Annotated in this window: 16 protein-coding genes; 13 read left to right on the top strand and 3 right to left on the bottom strand. The window is 37.5% G+C overall.

All coding sequences use genetic code 11. The features are described 5' to 3' along the window. The first annotated feature begins 162 nt into the window (after positions 1-162). Both ACXACQ_RS14710 and ACXACQ_RS14705 read left to right on the top strand, forming a co-directional pair. On the top strand, positions 163-1,533 hold the full coding sequence (locus tag ACXACQ_RS14710; protein ID WP_474976715.1) for a UDP-N-acetylmuramate--L-alanine ligase: 1,371 nt from the start codon (positions 163-165) through the stop codon (positions 1,531-1,533). Positions 1,534-1,539: 6 nt separating this feature from the next. After that, positions 1,540-2,352 carry an exonuclease domain-containing protein gene (locus ACXACQ_RS14705; RefSeq protein ID WP_474976714.1) on the top strand — a complete coding sequence of 271 codons (813 nt, stop codon included), beginning with the start codon at positions 1,540-1,542 and terminating at the stop codon, positions 2,350-2,352. A 28-nt stretch (positions 2,353-2,380) separates the two neighbouring features. Here the strand turns inward: ACXACQ_RS14705 and ACXACQ_RS14700 are convergent, their stop codons facing one another. Next, positions 2,381-3,181, bottom strand: coding sequence for a M48 family metallopeptidase (locus tag ACXACQ_RS14700; protein ID WP_474976713.1), 801 nt, complete (start codon positions 3,179-3,181; stop codon positions 2,381-2,383). 122 nt (positions 3,182-3,303) lie between these two features. Between ACXACQ_RS14700 and ACXACQ_RS14695 the strand changes: the two genes are divergently transcribed. The 4 genes from ACXACQ_RS14695 to ACXACQ_RS14680 all read left to right on the top strand — a co-directional run bounded on the left by ACXACQ_RS14695 (position 3,304) and on the right by ACXACQ_RS14680 (position 7,206). Next, on the top strand, positions 3,304-3,915 hold the full coding sequence (locus tag ACXACQ_RS14695; protein ID WP_474976712.1) for a fumarylacetoacetate hydrolase family protein: 612 nt from the start codon (positions 3,304-3,306) through the stop codon (positions 3,913-3,915). Then, positions 3,902-5,812 carry a M23 family metallopeptidase gene (locus ACXACQ_RS14690; RefSeq protein ID WP_474976711.1) on the top strand — a complete coding sequence of 637 codons (1,911 nt, stop codon included), beginning with the start codon at positions 3,902-3,904 and terminating at the stop codon, positions 5,810-5,812. The genes ACXACQ_RS14695 and ACXACQ_RS14690 overlap by 14 nt, the downstream gene beginning before the upstream one ends. Before the next feature lie 2 nt (positions 5,813-5,814). Continuing rightward, the gene (gene bcp, locus ACXACQ_RS14685) at positions 5,815-6,270 is read left to right on the top strand and encodes a thioredoxin-dependent thiol peroxidase (RefSeq protein ID WP_474976710.1); all 456 of its coding nucleotides are present in this window, start codon (positions 5,815-5,817) and stop codon (positions 6,268-6,270) included. An 84-nt stretch (positions 6,271-6,354) separates the two neighbouring features. Further along, a complete protein-coding gene (locus tag ACXACQ_RS14680; protein ID WP_474976709.1) occupies positions 6,355-7,206 on the top strand; it encodes a transketolase in 852 nt (283 codons plus the stop codon). Positions 7,207-7,264: 58 nt separating this feature from the next. On the opposite strand, the gene ACXACQ_RS14675 is transcribed toward ACXACQ_RS14680, so the two are convergent. Beyond that, on the bottom strand, positions 7,265-8,614 hold the full coding sequence (locus ACXACQ_RS14675) for an FAD-binding protein (protein WP_474976708.1): 1,350 nt from the start codon (positions 8,612-8,614) through the stop codon (positions 7,265-7,267). Positions 8,615-8,791: 177 nt separating this feature from the next. Here ACXACQ_RS14675 and ACXACQ_RS14670 point away from each other — a divergent pair, with 177 nt between their 5' ends. From ACXACQ_RS14670 to ACXACQ_RS14660, 3 genes are all read left to right on the top strand, one after another. Next, entirely contained in the window at positions 8,792-10,177 is a 1,386-nt protein-coding gene (locus ACXACQ_RS14670; RefSeq protein ID WP_474976707.1) for a vWA domain-containing protein, read from the top strand. 132 nt (positions 10,178-10,309) lie between these two features. Beyond that, positions 10,310-11,266: a transketolase family protein gene (locus ACXACQ_RS14665; protein WP_474976706.1), complete on the top strand. Its 957-nt coding sequence runs from the start codon at positions 10,310-10,312 to the stop codon at positions 11,264-11,266. 3 nt (positions 11,267-11,269) lie between these two features. Continuing rightward, positions 11,270-11,635 carry a methylglyoxal synthase gene (locus tag ACXACQ_RS14660; RefSeq protein ID WP_474976705.1) on the top strand — a complete coding sequence of 122 codons (366 nt, stop codon included), beginning with the start codon at positions 11,270-11,272 and terminating at the stop codon, positions 11,633-11,635. Between the two features lie 2 nt (positions 11,636-11,637). Here ACXACQ_RS14660 and ACXACQ_RS14655 read toward each other — a convergent pair whose 3' ends face one another. Next, positions 11,638-12,354, bottom strand: a complete 717-nt coding sequence (locus tag ACXACQ_RS14655; protein ID WP_474976704.1) for an NUDIX hydrolase — start codon at positions 12,352-12,354, stop codon at positions 11,638-11,640. A gap of 63 nt (positions 12,355-12,417) precedes the next feature. Here ACXACQ_RS14655 and pfkA point away from each other — a divergent pair, with 63 nt between their 5' ends. From pfkA to ACXACQ_RS14635, 4 genes are read left to right on the top strand one after another with little or no spacing between them, the layout of a single operon-like run. Then, a complete protein-coding gene (gene pfkA, locus ACXACQ_RS14650; RefSeq protein ID WP_474976703.1) occupies positions 12,418-13,401 on the top strand; it encodes a 6-phosphofructokinase in 984 nt (327 codons plus the stop codon). Continuing rightward, positions 13,398-14,093 (top strand): hypothetical protein, encoded by a 696-nt coding sequence (locus ACXACQ_RS14645; RefSeq protein WP_474976702.1) that lies wholly within the window; start codon positions 13,398-13,400, stop codon positions 14,091-14,093. Before pfkA ends, ACXACQ_RS14645 begins: the two co-directional genes overlap by 4 nt. Positions 14,094-14,096: 3 nt before the next feature. Continuing rightward, on the top strand, positions 14,097-15,074 hold the full coding sequence (locus ACXACQ_RS14640; RefSeq protein WP_474976701.1) for an ROK family protein: 978 nt from the start codon (positions 14,097-14,099) through the stop codon (positions 15,072-15,074). Beyond that, a complete protein-coding gene (locus tag ACXACQ_RS14635; RefSeq protein ID WP_474976700.1) occupies positions 15,071-16,852 on the top strand; it encodes a glycoside hydrolase family 15 protein in 1,782 nt (593 codons plus the stop codon). Before ACXACQ_RS14640 ends, ACXACQ_RS14635 begins: the two co-directional genes overlap by 4 nt. The last annotated feature ends 171 nt before the right edge of the window (positions 16,853-17,023 follow it).

Below are 17,023 nucleotides of genomic sequence, written 5' to 3'. Positions count from 1 at the left end.
AGACTATAGATACTCACAGTAAATAGAATTTAATGTTGAAAACTTAAAGAGTTATCTACATTTTTCTCACTTATCCACACTACTATTCACAACGCTTTAAAACATAAAATCATCTCCGTTTTATAATTTTTATCTTAATTTTGAGCCTTAACCAAAGACCTCATGAAGACAGAATTGCAAAACATTCATTTCATAGCTATTGGCGGAAGCATTATGCATAATCTTGCTATCGCCCTTCATAACAAAGGATATAAGGTAACAGGATCTGACGATGAGATTTTTGAACCGTCTTATAGTAAATTAGAAAAGTATGGCTTGCTGCCTAAAGAAGAAGGATGGAACCCTGAGAATATTACCAGCGAATTAGATGCTGTAATAGTAGGAATGCATGCACGAAAGGACAACCCCGAACTTATAAAGGCGGAAGAGTTAGGTTTAAAAGTATATTCTTTTCCGGATTATATATATGAACAGTCTAAAGATAAACAACGTGTAGTTATTGCAGGTAGCCATGGAAAAACTTCCATTACCTCAATGATAATTCATGTACTCAAACACTTCAATAGAAAATTTGATTTTGCTGTAGGAGCGCAGTTACAAGGCTTCGAAACTATGGTGCAATTGTCTGACGCGCCAGTAATAATAATTGAAGGTGACGAATACCTTACTTCACCGCTAGACCCAACACCAAAATTCTTAAAGTACCATCACCACATTGGTCTGATCAGTGGTATCTCTTGGGATCACATCAACGTTTTCCCTACAGAAGAAAGCTACGTTAGCCAATTCGATCATTTTGCTGATGCTTCTCCCAAGGCAGGTTCTTTAGTGTATTTTGAAGAAGATGCCATGACCTCAGTAATAGGCAAAAAAGAGCGCGAAGATGTGCATGCTATAGGTTACAAAGCACACCCTCACTTTATCGATGGTGGCAAAACATTTCTAACGAGAGATTCACAGCACATCCCCATTAATGTATTTGGCAAGCATAACCTGCAAAATATCAATGGAGCTAAAGAAGTATTGAAGAAAATAGGTATTACAGAAGACCAATTTTATGAGGCAATTCAAAGTTTTCAAGGCCCTGCCAAAAGGCTCGAAATAGTTAAAGAAAACGATAGGTCTTCCGTTTATAAAGATTTTGCTCATGCGCCTTCGAAGGTAAAAGCAACCACGCTGGCTCTCAGAGAGCAATATCCGGAAAGAGAGCTTGTAGCCTGCTTAGAGTTACACACCTTTAGTAGCTTAAATAAAAGTTTCTTGAAACAGTACAAAGGTTCTATGAGTTATTCATACAGGCCCATAGTTTACTTTAACCCTAAAACTATAGAGCATAAAAAACTAGAGCCTATTAGTAAAGAAGATATCATTAGTGCTTTTGATGAAAGACACATAAAAGTATTTACAGAAACCACTGAAATGGTAGAATACTTAAAAGGGCAAGACTGGAAAGACAAAAACTTATTACTAATGTCTTCTGGCAACTTTAATGGCCTAGATTACGAAGCATTAGCTAAAGAACTTTTAGATTAGAATTAGATGAAATTAAACTTAAAAAATCCATTAACATTCTTCGACCTAGAAACCACAGGCACAAATGTGGTTACTGATAGAATCATTGAGATATCGGTGGTTAAGGTTATGCCTAATGGAGAAAATATTATTAAAACTCACAAAATTAATCCTACAGTGCCTATCCCTGCCGAAACAAGCATGATACACGGCATTTATGATGAGGATATAAAAGATGCTCCCACTTTTAAAAGCATAGCCAAGAGTATGGCTAAGTTTTTAGAGGGCTCTGATTTGGCTGGGTTTAACATATTAAAATTTGATGTGCCTTTACTTGTTGAAGAATTTTTGAGAGCAGGTGTAGAATTTGATGTAAGCAAAAGAAAACTTGTAGATGCTCAGAAAATTTTTCATATGATGGAAAAAAGAACACTTTCCGCTGCCTACAAATTTTACTGCAATAAGACATTAGAAGGTGCCCATAGTGCAGAGGCTGATACATTAGCAACTTTAGCAGTATTAGAAGCTCAGGTAGAAAAATATGATGGACAAGAAGTAGTTGATAACTTAGGCAATAAACTGGGAGTAATAGTTAATGATATGCAAACATTGCATGATTTAACTTCTACTAACATGGTGGACCTTGCTGGGCGTATAGTACTTAACGCTGAAGGCATCCCTTGCTTTAACTTTGGTAAGCATCGTAACCGACCAGTAACTCAGGTTTTAGAGAGAGAACCCAACTATTATGAATGGATGATGAGGGGTGATTTCCCACAAGATACTAAGAAAAAGCTAACAGAGATCAAACTCAAGGCATTTTCTAATTTTGGAAAATAATAAAAAAGGGGATTTAAAATCCCCTTTTTTATTTTGCTTCGTTATAATATTTCATTGCTTCCGGTATTTCCTTTTGTAAGTCAGCAATTCTAGTGCTTGGGTGAGGGTGAGTAGACAAAAACTCAGGCTGCCTTGCTCCTGAACTATTAGCCTCCATACGCTCCCAGAAAACTGGCGCCTCATGCGGATCGTAACCTGCCATAGCCATGAATATCAAGCCTATGTGATCAGCCTCAGACTCGTGGGTTCTTGAAAACTTTAGCATTCCTAATTGAGTACCTATACCTACTGACTGATATAGCAGCTGCTGAGTAAGACTAGGATTTTCTCCCAAAGCCACATTTAAAGATGTTAAACCTAAGTTAGCCACCAACGACTCACTCATGCGCTCTCTACCATGGTTAGCTACAGCATGTGCCACTTCATGTCCCATAACAACAGCCACACCTTTTTCATCTTGGCATATAGGCATAATTCCGGTATAAAAAGCCACTTTACCTCCTGGCATACACCAAGCATTTACCTCTTCTGATTCAATCACATTAAACTCCCATGAGTAACCATTTAGCTGAGAAGACAGCCCTTGTTCAGCCATATATTGCTCTACAGCATGCTGTATCTTCTTCCCTACGGTTTTCACCATATTAATATATTCTTGATTAGCAGAAAGCTTATTATCCTTAAGTACTTGTTGATATTGGTCATAACTCATAGGTAAAATCTCAGAGTTAGATACCAGATTCAACTGACTCCTTCCAGTAACAGGCACGCTTGCACAACCATATAAAATCAGCCCTGCCATTAGCAGAAATAATATTTTTTTTATCATACTAATATTTTTTACCTCATTAAAAGTTTAACATTTTTGCTAAATCTTTATCCTAGACAATAACAAATTGCTAGTCAAAGACTTTAAATATAATAACCGAACTCTTTATAAATAGTTATTAGATGAAAATACTCGCTATTGGTCGCAATTATGTGGATCATATTAAGGAGCTTAATAATGAACAGCCTGATGAGCCTTTAATTTTCACCAAACCAGACACGGCACTTCTCAAAGGGAATGCGCCATTTTTCTATCCAGAATTTAGCAAGGATGTCCATTATGAAGTGGAGCTGGTTGTGAAAATTTGTAAAGAGGGCAAACACATTCAGGAAAAATTTGCGAATAAATATTATGATGAAATAGGCATAGGCATAGACTTTACGGCAAGGGACCTTCAGCAAAAGGCAAAAGAAAAAGGCACGCCCTGGACCTTAGCTAAAGGCTTTAATGACTCCGCCCCTATTTCCTCATTTTATCCGAAAGATCAATTTGGCGATTTAAACAATTTAAACTTCGGCTTATCGATTGATGGTGAAATGAAACAAGAAGGCAATACATCTTTGATGATATTTAAGATAGATTATATCATAGCCTACATATCGAAATTTATAACATTAAAAAAAGGAGATTTAATATTTACCGGAACTCCGAAGGGGGTCGGACCTGTTGAAATTGGGAATAAATTAGCTGCTTACATAGAGAATGAGAAACTACTGGAATTTGAAATCAAATAATTATAATTCACTTTTAATACTAGCATTTTTATTATTTAGCTCGTTAGCTACCTCTGCTCAATCTCGAGAAGATGGCTATTATCTATTCCCTATAAAACCAGGACATAGAAATACACTAGCCGGCACCATGGGAGAATTGAGGTCTAACCATTTCCACACAGGTATAGACATAAGAACTGAGAGCAGAACCGGACTTTATGTTCAAGCGGCTGCGGATGGGTATGTGTCCCGAATAGACATTTCTCCTTACGGATATGGAAATGCTATATATATTACGCACCCCAATGGTCATATTTCTGTGTATGGACATCTTGAAAAAATAGTAGGCCCCGTAGGAGAATATCTTACCAAGGCTCAATACAGAAAAAAATCCTTTGACATAGATCTATATTTTAAAAAAGGTCAGTTTCCTATTACCAAGGGTGACACAATAGCACTCTCAGGAAATAGCGGAGGTTCGGGAGGACCTCATTTACATTTCGACATAAGAGATGCCAACAACAAGCCTTTGAACCCATTAAAATACGGTTTCAAGGAAATAGTAGATAATACTTCGCCTTTATTAATGGACTTAGTGTTACAAACTCTTGATATTGACGCGAGAATTAATGGCCAGTTTGGAAAAGTTACTATCCCTGTAAAGAAAGTAGGTAATAACTACTACTCTAATACTCCGGTAAATGTACTTGGCAAAGTAGGCATAGAAATATATGCTTATGACAGGCTTGATGGCACCAGATTTAGATGTGGTATAAGCGAAATCAACATGAATGTGGATGACAAACCTGTCTTCTCACAAGACATCAGCACGTTTTCTTTTTATGAGCAAAGAAACATCCTCAAGCACATGGATTATGCTATTCAACAAACCACTGGAGAACGTTTTCATAAACTATATGTAGATGATGGAAACACCCTACATTTTTACAATACTGATACTCAAAAAGGCAAAATTGAGTTTAAAGATGATACCGTACATCAGGTGAATATCCAAATGTTTGATAGCTATGGAAACACCTCAAGCCTAACATTTAAAATTCAAAGCGTTAAAGCTACTCCTCAGTCTATAGTAAGTAGTAAGCTACCTAAAATAGGCCATGAACTGATTGAAAATACACTTGTCATCAATAGCCCTATCACCAACAAAGCCGAAAGCGGCATAAACCTTTACACGCCAGAGATAACTGCTTTACAACCTGCATATGTGGTAAATGGGACTTTGGGCGTATACCTGTGGGACATGCGAAAAGGCCTCCCCTTTTCTGCTGACATCAACAACAAAAATGTAGTGCTCAATTATAAAGATATGGTTCCTCCGGGCACAGCCTATAAATATTACAGTGAGCATATGGATGTCTCATTTACAGATAAGGACCTATTTGATACGCTGTATTTACAAACCTCATACGATTATAACCAAGAGTTAGATAAGGAAACCTTCTCACTAGGAGATAACTTAGTTCCACTAAAAAGTTATATAGCAGTAACCCTAAAGCCGCAAATCAGCTACAAAGACGCTGATAAATATGCAGTTTATGCAGTATCTTCAAGCGGACGTACTTACTACAAAGGCGGAACTTGGAATTATGACAAAATCACCTTTTCTACACGAGACTTTGGAAATTTTCAAATTTTAAAGGATACGATTCCTCCGGTAATCACCCCTATTCAAGTAAATAAAGACCGGTTGAGGTTCAAGATTTATGACGACAAATCAGGCATTAAAGAATACAAATGCCTTGTCAATAACGAATGGGTTTTAATGAACTACGACTATAAGACTAACATCATATGGTCAGAAAAGCTTGACAAAAGTGTTAATTTCAATGGAGACGTTGAAGTTATAGTAATCGATAATTCAAATAATAAAAATCAATATACCTCAAAAATATATTAATTATGGCATTAGAAATTGGCGATAAAGCACCTGACTTTGAAGTAAACGATCAAAATGGCAATCCAATAAAATTATCGGATTACAAAGGAAAAAAGGTGGTTTTATATTTCTACCCAAAAGATAGTACACCTGGCTGTACAGCTCAGGCTTGTAATTTAAGAGACAATTATAGTGCACTTGAGAAAGCAGGCTATGTTATCTTAGGCATTAGTTCTGATACTGAAAAGTCTCACCTACGCTTTATAGAAAAACAAGAGCTGCCTTTTACTTTATTAGCAGATACTGAAAAGCAAGTGCACGAAAAATATGGTACTTGGGTTGAAAAACAAATGTATGGGAGAAAATATATGGGTACTGCCAGAACCACCTTTATAATAGATGAGGAAGGTAAAATTGCAGATATCATCAAAAAAGTAAAGACAAAAGAGCACACTGCACAGATACTTTCTGAAGCATAGTTAAAACTTTACTTCTTTATAATATTTATCTTAATTAAATTCGCAACTTCAGAAAATTAGCAACATCAATATTCCTATTAAATTATGAGTACCGAGCCTGATATCATAGAGTTAAAAAAGGTAGCTTCTCAAGTACGTAGAGACATTTTAAGAATGGTGCACGCAGTACAATCAGGTCATCCTGGTGGTTCTTTAGGATGCACAGACTACTTAGTAGCACTTTATTTCCACATCATGAAGCATGATAAGAACTTCAACCCCGATGGTAAAGGAGAGGATTTGTTTTTCTTATCAAACGGTCATATTTCACCAGTATGGTATAGCGTATTGGCAAGAAGTGGATACTTTGAGGTATCAGAACTAGCTACATTTAGAAAGCTTAACAGCAGACTACAAGGCCACCCTACTACAGAAGAGCATTTACCAGGTGTACGTGTAGCTTCAGGATCTTTAGGGCAAGGACTATCTGTTGCTTTAGGTGCTGCACAAGCTAAAAAATTAGATGGAGACAACCGTCAGGTATATGTACTTATGGGTGACGGAGAGCAGCAAGAAGGCCAAGTATGGGAAGCTGCTATGTATGCCGCTCATAATAAGCTAGACAATGTAATAGCTACTATTGACTATAATGGTCAGCAAATTGATGGTCCTATTAAAGATGTTTTAGATCTTCAGGATTTAAAAGCTAAATGGGAATCATTTGGATGGCATGTAATAGAAAGCTACGGAAATGATATGGAGTCTATTACTGTAAAATTAGAAGAAGCAAGATCTTTAACAGGAAAAGGAAAACCGGTACTTAACCTTATGACTACTGACATGGGACATGGAGTAGACTTTATGGTAGGTACACACAAATGGCACGGTGTTGCTCCTAATGATGAGCAATTAGCCAATGCATTAGGTCAGCTAGAAGAGACTTTGGGTGATTATTAATTAATATCACAATAAAAATAAACAAAAAAGGCTAAGTTAAAACTTAGCCTTTTTTGTTTTACACTAACCCTATCCTTCTACCAAGGTCAGAAGTATACACATTCTGAGGGTCATATTTTGCCTTTACCTGCATCCATTGTTCATGCTGTGGATACATGGTCTTAAAAGTAGCTTCATCTAAATAAGCATCTTTACCCATATATATTCTACCACCAGCCTCTACCACCATCTGATCAAGTTTTTTCGTAAATGGTTTAAGCATTGGCGTAATAGGAAAATCAATAGCAAAGGTATATCCCTTCATAGGAAAAGACAGCAAGCCGCCATCTCCCTCTCCAAACTTCTTAAGAACATTTAAAAACGGCATACATCCACTTTTGGTAATCTCAGTAAGTATCTTCCTTATACTTTCTTTACCTCCCTCTTCTGGCACCACAAACTGATATTGGATAAAACCTCTCTTACCGTATCCTCTATTCCATTCATTAATCATATCAAGAGGAAAGAAAAAACTATCGTAATGCGCCACACCTGTGCCGCCTTTCTGTTTAATGTAAAGCGCCTTATTGAGCATAGTTACAGAAAGCTTATTTAGCGTAAAAGAAGGCATATAAAATGGCACCGTGAGCTTTGACTCAGCCCCTGGCTTTAAAGGATTTTTTTTCAACTTGGCAGGTAAGTCATCTAGCTTAGCTTCATTGCCTACAATTAAAACCCCTTGCCCTAGTTTCTTTCCTGTAGCCAATGAATCAATCCAAGCTACAGAATAATTGTATTCTTTATCATTAGCATCAATTGCTTCAAGCATTTCAGTTAAGTTCTTAGCCTCTATAGACTTTTGAACAAAGTATGTAGTCTCTATTTTTCGTAACTGAATACAGGCGGTTAAGATAGTACCTAACAAGCCTAAGCCACCAAAATTAGCCCAGAACAGATCACTATTTTCTTCTCTACTGGCAGTCACAATTCTACCATCGGCAAGCATAATGGTAAAATACTGCACACAGTTTACAAAAGAACCATCTACATGATGTGCCTTGCCATGAATGTCATTAGCTATGGCGCCACCTATAGTTACAAATTTAGTTCCGGGATTAATCAAAGGAAACCATCCCCTGTGAGCAAAACTGGCAATAATCTCATCCAAAGTTACTCCCGCCTCACAAGTAAGAAGACCTGTAGCTTCATCAAAATCAAGAAAATGGTTCATTCGCTCCATTTTCATAATATAATTACTCGAATTAGTGGCCTGATCAGCATAACTCCTTCCTTTTCCACGAGCTAATACGCCTTTATCTTTTTGTATAGCCCTTACGTCTCTTTCCTCTAAGGGATAAGCCACTTTACATTCAGCCTTGGGAATATTACCCCAGCCTGATAGCTCTTCTTCATTATATCTTTTAGCCATTTCTGCTATTAATTCTAATTATCAGGTATATGATTGTCTTTATGTAGTCATGTAAATATAGCAAAGAAGGGGTTTGCTACTAATGATAATCATCAGCAATATTTGTACTATTTACATTGGCACCGACAAGCAATCTATTAACCTATTATATTTTATTTTGTTTCAGTAAATTTAAATATGAAACATCTCTTCCTAATTGTACTATTATTTTTCATTGGCGTTATCACTTTGCCTGCCCAGCAGGTACAACAAAAGATACCTGACAATACTAGAATTATGTTTCTTTTAGATGGATCGGGAAGTATGCTTGCCGGTTGGGGAGAAACCAACAGAATTACTGCAGCAAAAGAGCTACTCGCTAACTTAGTAGATTCTTTAAAAAGCGATTCTCATTTAGAATTAGCCCTTAGAGCGTATGGTCATATTTACCAAAGAGCTAGCCAAAACTGCAAAGATACAAGGTTAGAGGTTGGTTTTGCAAAAAACAACCATGACCAAATTATACGCAAGCTTAAAATGATAGCACCAAAAGGCACCACCCCTATTGCCTATTCACTAGAACAATCAGCCAACGATTTTCCTTCATCGCAGGGCTATAGGAACATTGTAATTATTATTACCGATGGCATAGAATCTTGCGATGGCGATCCCTGCGCAGTGTCATTGGCATTACAAAAAAAAGGTATTTTCCTGAAACCATTTATCATTGGTATAGGCATGGGGCAAAATTTCAAAGACCAATTTAAATGTATAGGCGAGTATTACGATGCCAAAGACATTGCATCATTTCAAAAAGCCTTACAAAAGGCCATATCTACAAGTTTGGACAAAACCTCGGCTAGTGTAGAACTGCTAGACGCCAATAACCGACCTACAGAAACCAATATAAATGTATCTTTTATCAATGCCTTTACCCATGAACCATCATTTGACTTTGTTCATTATTTGGATAAAAATGGGCAACCCGATAGCATTCAGCTAGACCCAGTACTTACTTACGATGTGGTAGCCAATACCCTACCACCTGCCATAAAAAGAGATGTAGTTTTAAAGCCAGGGCAGCACAATGTAATCAGGATTAAATGTCCGCAAGGCAACCTTAAGCTAACACAAGGGAGCGCCAGCGCCTACCCTCAAGGTGTAAGAGCAATAATAAGAGAGCATAACAGAAATCATGTTGTACATATCCAAGACATTAATTCCAATCAAAACTATCTGATAGGCCAATATGACGTAGAGGTACTCACACTGCCAAGAAGAGAATTTAAAAACATTAAAATAGAGCAAAGCAAAACAGCAAACATCACCCTGCCCGATCCGGGAATATTAAACATCACCAATAATGCTGGTGGATATGGAAGTGTTTATGAAATAAAAGAAAACGGAGAGCAAGAATGGGTATATAACCTAGATCATCAAAAATCAAAAATATCTGTTACCATTCAGCCTGGCACATATAAAATTGTTTTTAGAGCTAGCAAAGCCCCGGGCAGTAAATACACGGCCATAAAAACTATAAAAGTATTAGAAGGCAGGTCAGTGTTGGTCAACTTATTTAACTAGCAACACTTCTTTATGAGCTTTAGCAAGTAGTTATATTAAAACGTAAAAATGAAACCACCTTTATAACAGGGTTTTCAACTAAACTATTAAATTTGCATTTTAAAAATTGTACACTCTTCAAAAACCGCTGTTTTGACTAAAATAACATTTACAGAGAAAAAAGATACCAGATCTGGCTTCGGTGCCGGTCTTTTAGAACTGGGAAGAACTAACGACCAGGTAGTAGCGCTATGTGCTGACCTTATTGGATCTTTAAAAATGGGAGATTTTAAAAAAGAATTTCCTGAGCGATTTTATCAAGTAGGTATCGCTGAAGCTAACATGATAGGGTTAGCCGCTGGGATGACCATAGGAGGTAAAATACCTTTTACAGGTACTTTTGCTAACTTCTCTACAGGTAGAGTGTATGATCAAATAAGACAATCTGTAGCTTACTCAGGTAAGAACGTAAAAATATGTGCATCTCACGCTGGTCTTACATTAGGAGAAGATGGTGCTACTCACCAAATCCTTGAGGATGTAGGTATGATGAAGATGCTTCCTCACATGACTGTAATTAACCCATGTGATTATAACCAAACAAAGGCTGCAACTATTGCCATTGCTAAGCATGACGGTCCTGTGTATCTAAGATTCGGTCGTCCGAAATGGCCTGTATTCACTCCTGAAAATCAAGAGTTTATTATAGGAAAAGCCAACAAACTAATAGATGGTGCTGACGTTTCTATTTTTGCTACTGGTCACATGGTATGGCAAGCAATAGAAGCTGAAGCTATTTTGGCTGAGAAAGGTATTAATGCTGAAATCATCGATATTCACACTATAAAGCCTTTGGATACTGAAGCTATTTTAGCCTCTGTTAAAAAGACAGGTTGTGCGGTAAGTGCAGAAGAGCACCAAATAAATGGTGGTTTAGGAGACAGTATTGCCCAAACTCTTATCCAAAACCTACCTACTCCACTAGAGATGGTAGCCGTTCAAGATTCATTTGGAGAGAGTGGAACCCCTGAAGAATTATTAGAGAAATATGGCTTATCTCCACAAAGCATTGTGGATGCAGCCTTAAAAGCTATCTCAAGAAAGCAATAAAACATGAAAATTGCCATCATAGCACATGACGGAAAAAAGGCTGAAATGGTAGCCTTTCTTCTAAAGCATAAAGACAAGTTAGAAAACGTTGAACTTTTTGCCACTGGTACCACTGGTGGTCATGTTGCTAATGCGGGTCTGAAAGTAACAAAGCTACTTTCAGGCCCAATTGGTGGTGATGCTCAAATAGCTGCCATGGCGGCCACTTCAGACCTAGACATGGTTATTTTCTTTAGAGACCCGCTAGGCAAACACCCGCACGAGCCCGATGTGCAAATGCTAATGAGGATTTGTGATGTTAACAATATTCCAATAGCGACCAACCCAGCTACAGGCAATCTTTTAATTGAAGGATGGAGTAAACTTTAAGATCATATCCAACTGCTGTATTTCACCTTTTCTAAATCAAACTTATAATACTGGGCTGGTTTATGAGCTACGCCTACCTCCTTTTCATTCAGCCCTATTAATAATTTAGAAGCCAGCACCTTTTTTCTGAAATTACGCTTGTCTATCGACTCGTTTAACACAGCTTCATATAAATTTTGAAGCTCTCTTAAAGTAAACTTTTCAGGCAACAACCCAGAAGTAATTAGCGGCTCACGCATTAGGTTATTGCGCAAATAGTACAGAGCACGATCTACAATTAAATTATGATCAAATGCTAACTGGGGCAGCTCATAAACAGGCTTCCATATGACCTCATCAGCAAAAGATGATGGCTTAGGCGCAAAATCTTTAGCATTAATTACGGCATAATATGCAATGGTAATTACTCTTGCCCCGGGCTCTTCCCTTACCTCCCTCAACCATTGCTCATCGTCCATGTTCTTCACCCTATCAGGGTCTCCAAAAGCATGAAGCTGCTCTAAAAAAATATTTTCTAATTCTGTAAGTTCAAATAACACCCTGTTGGCCGCCATATCGAGATTTTCATCATCTTTTATCAAATCTCCTGGTAATGCCATTACAGAATTTTGTTGCTTACGCTTAATTAGTAGTATATTTAGCCCCTCGTCATTAAATCCAAAAATGGCGCAGTCAACGGAAACATGGGGATTATATTTATTTGATGTATGTAATGTCAATTGTATATTGCCTAAGTGTTACGTTTACACTAACTTTGGTTTGTCTAATATAGAAAATATTTCATGAGTACTGAAATTAAAAACATCGCTGTATTCACTTCGGGTGGAGATGCTCCTGGTATGAATGCTGCCATCAGAGCAGTCGTAAGAGCCTGTGTATACTACAAAAAGAATGTATTTGGTATCTATCGTGGTTACGAAGGAATGATAGATAACGATATCGTTAAATTAGATGTACGTTCTGTAAGTAACATCATTCAAAGAGGTGGAACCATCCTCAAATCAGCTAGAAGTGAAGAATTCAGAACGCCTGAAGGCCGTAAAAAAGCTTACGAAAATTTAAAATCAAGAGATATTGACGCTTTAGTCGCTATTGGTGGTAATGGTACTTTTACCGGTCTTCATAAATTCTATGAAGAATTTGGTGTACCTTCTATCTGCCTGCCAGGTACTATCGACAATGATTTGCCAGGCATGGATTACACCATTGGCTATGATACCGCCACCAACACGGCTGTAGAAGCAATAGATAAAATTCGTGATACGGCACTTTCTCATAACCGATTATTCTTTATAGAAGTAATGGGAAGACACAGTGGATACATAGCACTAAACAGTGGTATCGCTGGTGGAGCTGTAGCTATTATGATGCCAGAAGACAGCATGACTGTTGACGAGCTTATCGACAAATTGGATGCTGGTGCAGACAAGAACAAAAAGTCGAGCTTAGTGGTAGTAGCTGAAGGCGGAAAAAGCGGATCAGTATGGGAAGTAGCCGAACAAGTGAAGCAAAAGGCTCCTTATTACGATGTAAAAGTTACCATACTAGGTCATTTACAACGCGGAGGCTCACCAAGCTACTTTGACAGGGTGCTGGCCGGAAGATTAGGAGTTGGAGCTGTAGAAGGCTTATTAAATGGTAAAAATGACGTCATGATTGGCGTAAAAGATAATAAATTAGTCTATGTTGGCTTTGATCAAGTGGATAACAAACGACACGAGATTGACCCTGAAGCCGTACAACTAGCGAAGATATTAGCAATATGATCACCAAGGGTATCAGCAATAACATCAAAAGTGGCTTAGCTATACAGCAATGTATAGCAGAGTCATCTTTTAGTGTATACATTACTGGTGCCTTATTCGATGGTATTGAAAATATAATAGTTAATTCAATTAAACCTGTCCCTGAAATATCAGATCAGTTAAACAATATTACTGAAACGTATGTTTACAGTGCCGAGTATAAATCAAGGTACGTTTTACAACCTGCTTTTGGCGTTATAAAACCAACTACTCCAATGTGTTACTTAAAACAACATTGGATGTCGACTTTCGGCATAGGTATAACACACTCACTTTCTTTATGGCTCAATGCCGGTATAAACTCAGCCTATACCTGCCAATGCTATAGTATAGAGAAATGCAGTAAAAAAGAAGATTTGAAATTTAAGAGCGCGCATTCCTTTAGTAAAGTACTAAATCAATTCAGTAAAAAGGTGGAAAATGCATTTTCTGTGATTAAATTCAGAAGAATTAAAACAGTAATGATGTTACAACCGCTTGTTCACTTGTTCACTCGTAGTTCAAACCTTCTGTTTGTAAAACCCCATTTTAGAAGTGCATTAGCACATATATTTCAGGATATTTTAAAACCAGTGGAAGAATATGACCGCTTAAAACGTGGGTATCAACCTGCATATGCGAACATTTCGTACCACATTAAAACACTACCTTAGATCATGAATGGAGTAATTGTCGGAATTGATATTGGTGGAACCAATACTAAATTCGGAATTGTATCGGACAATGGCGAAGTTTTATATCAAAATAAGATTTCAACGCAAGAACATGAAAATTTTAGAGATTTCATCTACAAATTAAATCATGCAATCAAAGCTGGTCTCACTCAACTTGAAGGAGAATTTAAAATAAAAGCAGTAGGTGTAGGTGCTCCTAACGGTAACGTATACAGAGGTACCATAGAGCATGCTCCTAACTTACCTTGGAAAGGCATAGTGCCTATGGTTGATATTATGAAGGAAGACTTAGGCGTTCCGGTAATGATCACCAATGATGCTAATGCTGCTGCTATGGGTGAGATGATTTATGGCGGTGCAAAAGACATGAAAGACTTCATCGTGATTACACTAGGTACCGGACTTGGCTCTGGTATAGTATGCAACGGTGAACTTGTATATGGCTACGATGGTTTTGCCGCAGAGCTGGGCCATGTAACTATTAACCCTAATGGTAGACATTGTGGGTGCGGGCGAAAAGGTTGTTTAGAAACGTATGTTTCTGCCACAGGGATTAAACGTACTGTTTATAAACTTTTAGCTGATTTCACAGTTAATAGTGAATTAAGAGGCATTAGTTTTGATGACCTTAACACTAAAATGATAACCGAATCTGCTAACAGAGGTGATATTGTAGCCAAAGAGGCTTACGAATACACTGGTAAAATTCTTGGTAGTAAATTAGCTGATACAGTAGCTCACACTAACCCAGAAGCCATATTCTTATTTGGCGGTTTATCTTTAGCAGGTGATTTAATCTTTGCCCCTACTATTAGACATATGGAAGCTAACCTTATGCCTATATACAAAGGTAAAGTGAAGGTGTTGCCATCTCAACTACAAAACCAAAGCGCTCCTATTTTGGGTGCAAGTAGCCTCGTAGTTAAATATTTAAACTCGAAACCTTCTATTAAAATATGACCAAACACACCTACGACTACGGCCTTATAGGCAACTGCTCTTTCCAGGCGCATATTCATAAAAATACTAATATTGAATGGATGTGCTGGCCAAGGTTTGATAGCAGCTTCATCTTTGGAGGTATGCTCGATGATGAAAACGGTGGAGAATTTTCTATTAAGCCAGATGGAGATATCATTGAATCTCATCAATACTATTTAGAGAATACTAACATTCTTTGTACTGAAATTACCTCTTCGCAGGGTAGGTACAGAATAACAGACTTTGCACCTCGTTTTCAGCAATTCGACAGGTACTTTAAGCCTATAATGTTAATTCGTAAGGTGGAACCTTTAGATAACGCTCCTCGCATAAGAGTGAAGTGTTTTCCTACAGGAGAATATGGTAAGCTAAAACCTTCTCAGTATGAAGCAAGCAACCATATTGAATACTTAGGTCTTGAAAAAGAAGTAAGACTTACTACTGATCTTTCTTTGTCATACATTGTAGAAGAAAGACCAATAGTATTGAATGAAGTAAAATACATGGCCCTTACATGGGGCGCTCCGCTGGAGGCTCCACTAGCCAGTACTTGCGAAAGTTTTCTTGATAAAACTAAGCGATACTGGAGAGGATGGGTTAAAAATATGAGTGTTAGTAATTTCCATCAGGCCGAAATAAACAGGTCTGCACTAGCCCTTAAAATACACCAATATGAAGATACCGGAGCTATTATAGCTGCAGGTACTACTAGTTTGCCAGAGTCTCCTGGTAGTGGAAGAAACTGGGATTACCGGTATTGCTGGATGCGAGATGCATATTATACGCTAACGGCTTTTAACAATATTGGTCACTTTGAAGAACTAGAAAGATACTTCAACTATATTGTTAACATTTCTGTAAAATCTAAAAACCGCTTCCAACCATTATATAGTATAACTGGTGAAGGAGAATTAATAGAGCAAATTACAGAGCTAAAAGGCTATAAAGGGAACACTCCTGTAAGAATAGGAAACCAAGCTTATACACACATCCAAAATGATGTATATGGGCAGATTTTGGCTTCTTTAATGCCTTTATATGTAGACAGACGATTCATTAACTTAGAACGCTCTGACTCTTTGAATCTGGTATACGACATACTGTCTAAAATAGACAACCTGATGGATGAGCCAGATGCAGGCCTTTGGGAATTCAGGACATTGAGCCAATACCACTGTTACACGTATCTGTTTCATTGGGCTGGCGCCAAAGCGGCACAAAAAATAGCTGATAAATTTGGTGACGAGAAGATTAGATCGTTAGCAGAAAAATTGGCGAAATTATCATCAGAAAAAATTGATGCATGCTTCGACCCTGCCAGAGGTGTTTACACCCAAGCAATAGGCTCTAAAAACCTCGATGCTAGTAATCTTCAGATGATTATGATGGGGTATTTGCAAAATGACCCTAAAGCATGTGACACTCACCTAAGAGAGTTAGAAAAAGAACTTAAATCAAAAGAAGGTTTATTCTACAGGTATAAACATGCCGATGATTTCGGAGAACCTGAAACGACATTCTTAATTTGTGCATTCTGGTATGTAGAAGCGCTTACTTGCGTAGGCAGAATAGATGAAGCGATTGAGACCTTCGAAAGCCTGTTAAAATATAGCAACCACTTAGGTCTATTAAGTGAAGATGTAGACGCTAAAAATGGTAGTCAATGGGGTAACTTCCCTCAAGCATACAGTCATGTAGGCTTGGTAAATGCTGCTTACCGCATCAGTAGAAAGCTAGATATGCCTAACTTTTTATAAAAGACACGTTATAAAACAATATATAAAATAAGGTCTGTAGCATTACAGACCTTATTTTTTTTTTGGTTTATGGTTAAATCTCAATCCATAGCATCTTTAGCACCACTAAATTATTCTCATGGATTGAAAGCTTTAAACCCTAAGCTTCAAAAAACATTGCCTTTTATTAAT

This window comes from Fulvivirga sp. AWR4_260, assembly GCF_056158185.1.
This window is presented reverse-complemented; position numbering and strand designations above follow the sequence as displayed.

Bases quoted from the DNA above. Each gene is read 5' to 3' on its own strand.
- ACXACQ_RS14635 (WP_474976700.1), top strand. From the start codon at position 15,071: ATGACCAAACACACCTACGACTACGGCCTTATAGGCAACTGCTCTTTC.
- ACXACQ_RS14700 (WP_474976713.1), bottom strand. From the start codon at position 3,181: ATGATAAAAAAAATATTATTTCTGCTAATGGCAGGGCTGATTTTATAT.
- ACXACQ_RS14680 (WP_474976709.1), top strand. From the start codon at position 6,355: ATGAGTACCGAGCCTGATATCATAGAGTTAAAAAAGGTAGCTTCTCAA.
- ACXACQ_RS14705 (WP_474976714.1), top strand. From the start codon at position 1,540: ATGAAATTAAACTTAAAAAATCCATTAACATTCTTCGACCTAGAAACC.
- ACXACQ_RS14710 (WP_474976715.1), top strand. From the start codon at position 163: ATGAAGACAGAATTGCAAAACATTCATTTCATAGCTATTGGCGGAAGC.
- ACXACQ_RS14670 (WP_474976707.1), top strand. From the start codon at position 8,792: ATGAAACATCTCTTCCTAATTGTACTATTATTTTTCATTGGCGTTATC.
- ACXACQ_RS14675 (WP_474976708.1), bottom strand. From the start codon at position 8,614: ATGGCTAAAAGATATAATGAAGAAGAGCTATCAGGCTGGGGTAATATT.
- ACXACQ_RS14645 (WP_474976702.1), top strand. From the start codon at position 13,398: ATGATCACCAAGGGTATCAGCAATAACATCAAAAGTGGCTTAGCTATA.
- ACXACQ_RS14660 (WP_474976705.1), top strand. From the start codon at position 11,270: ATGAAAATTGCCATCATAGCACATGACGGAAAAAAGGCTGAAATGGTA.
- ACXACQ_RS14695 (WP_474976712.1), top strand. From the start codon at position 3,304: ATGAAAATACTCGCTATTGGTCGCAATTATGTGGATCATATTAAGGAG.
- bcp (WP_474976710.1), top strand. From the start codon at position 5,815: ATGGCATTAGAAATTGGCGATAAAGCACCTGACTTTGAAGTAAACGAT.
- pfkA (WP_474976703.1), top strand. From the start codon at position 12,418: ATGAGTACTGAAATTAAAAACATCGCTGTATTCACTTCGGGTGGAGAT.
- ACXACQ_RS14640 (WP_474976701.1), top strand. From the start codon at position 14,097: ATGAATGGAGTAATTGTCGGAATTGATATTGGTGGAACCAATACTAAA.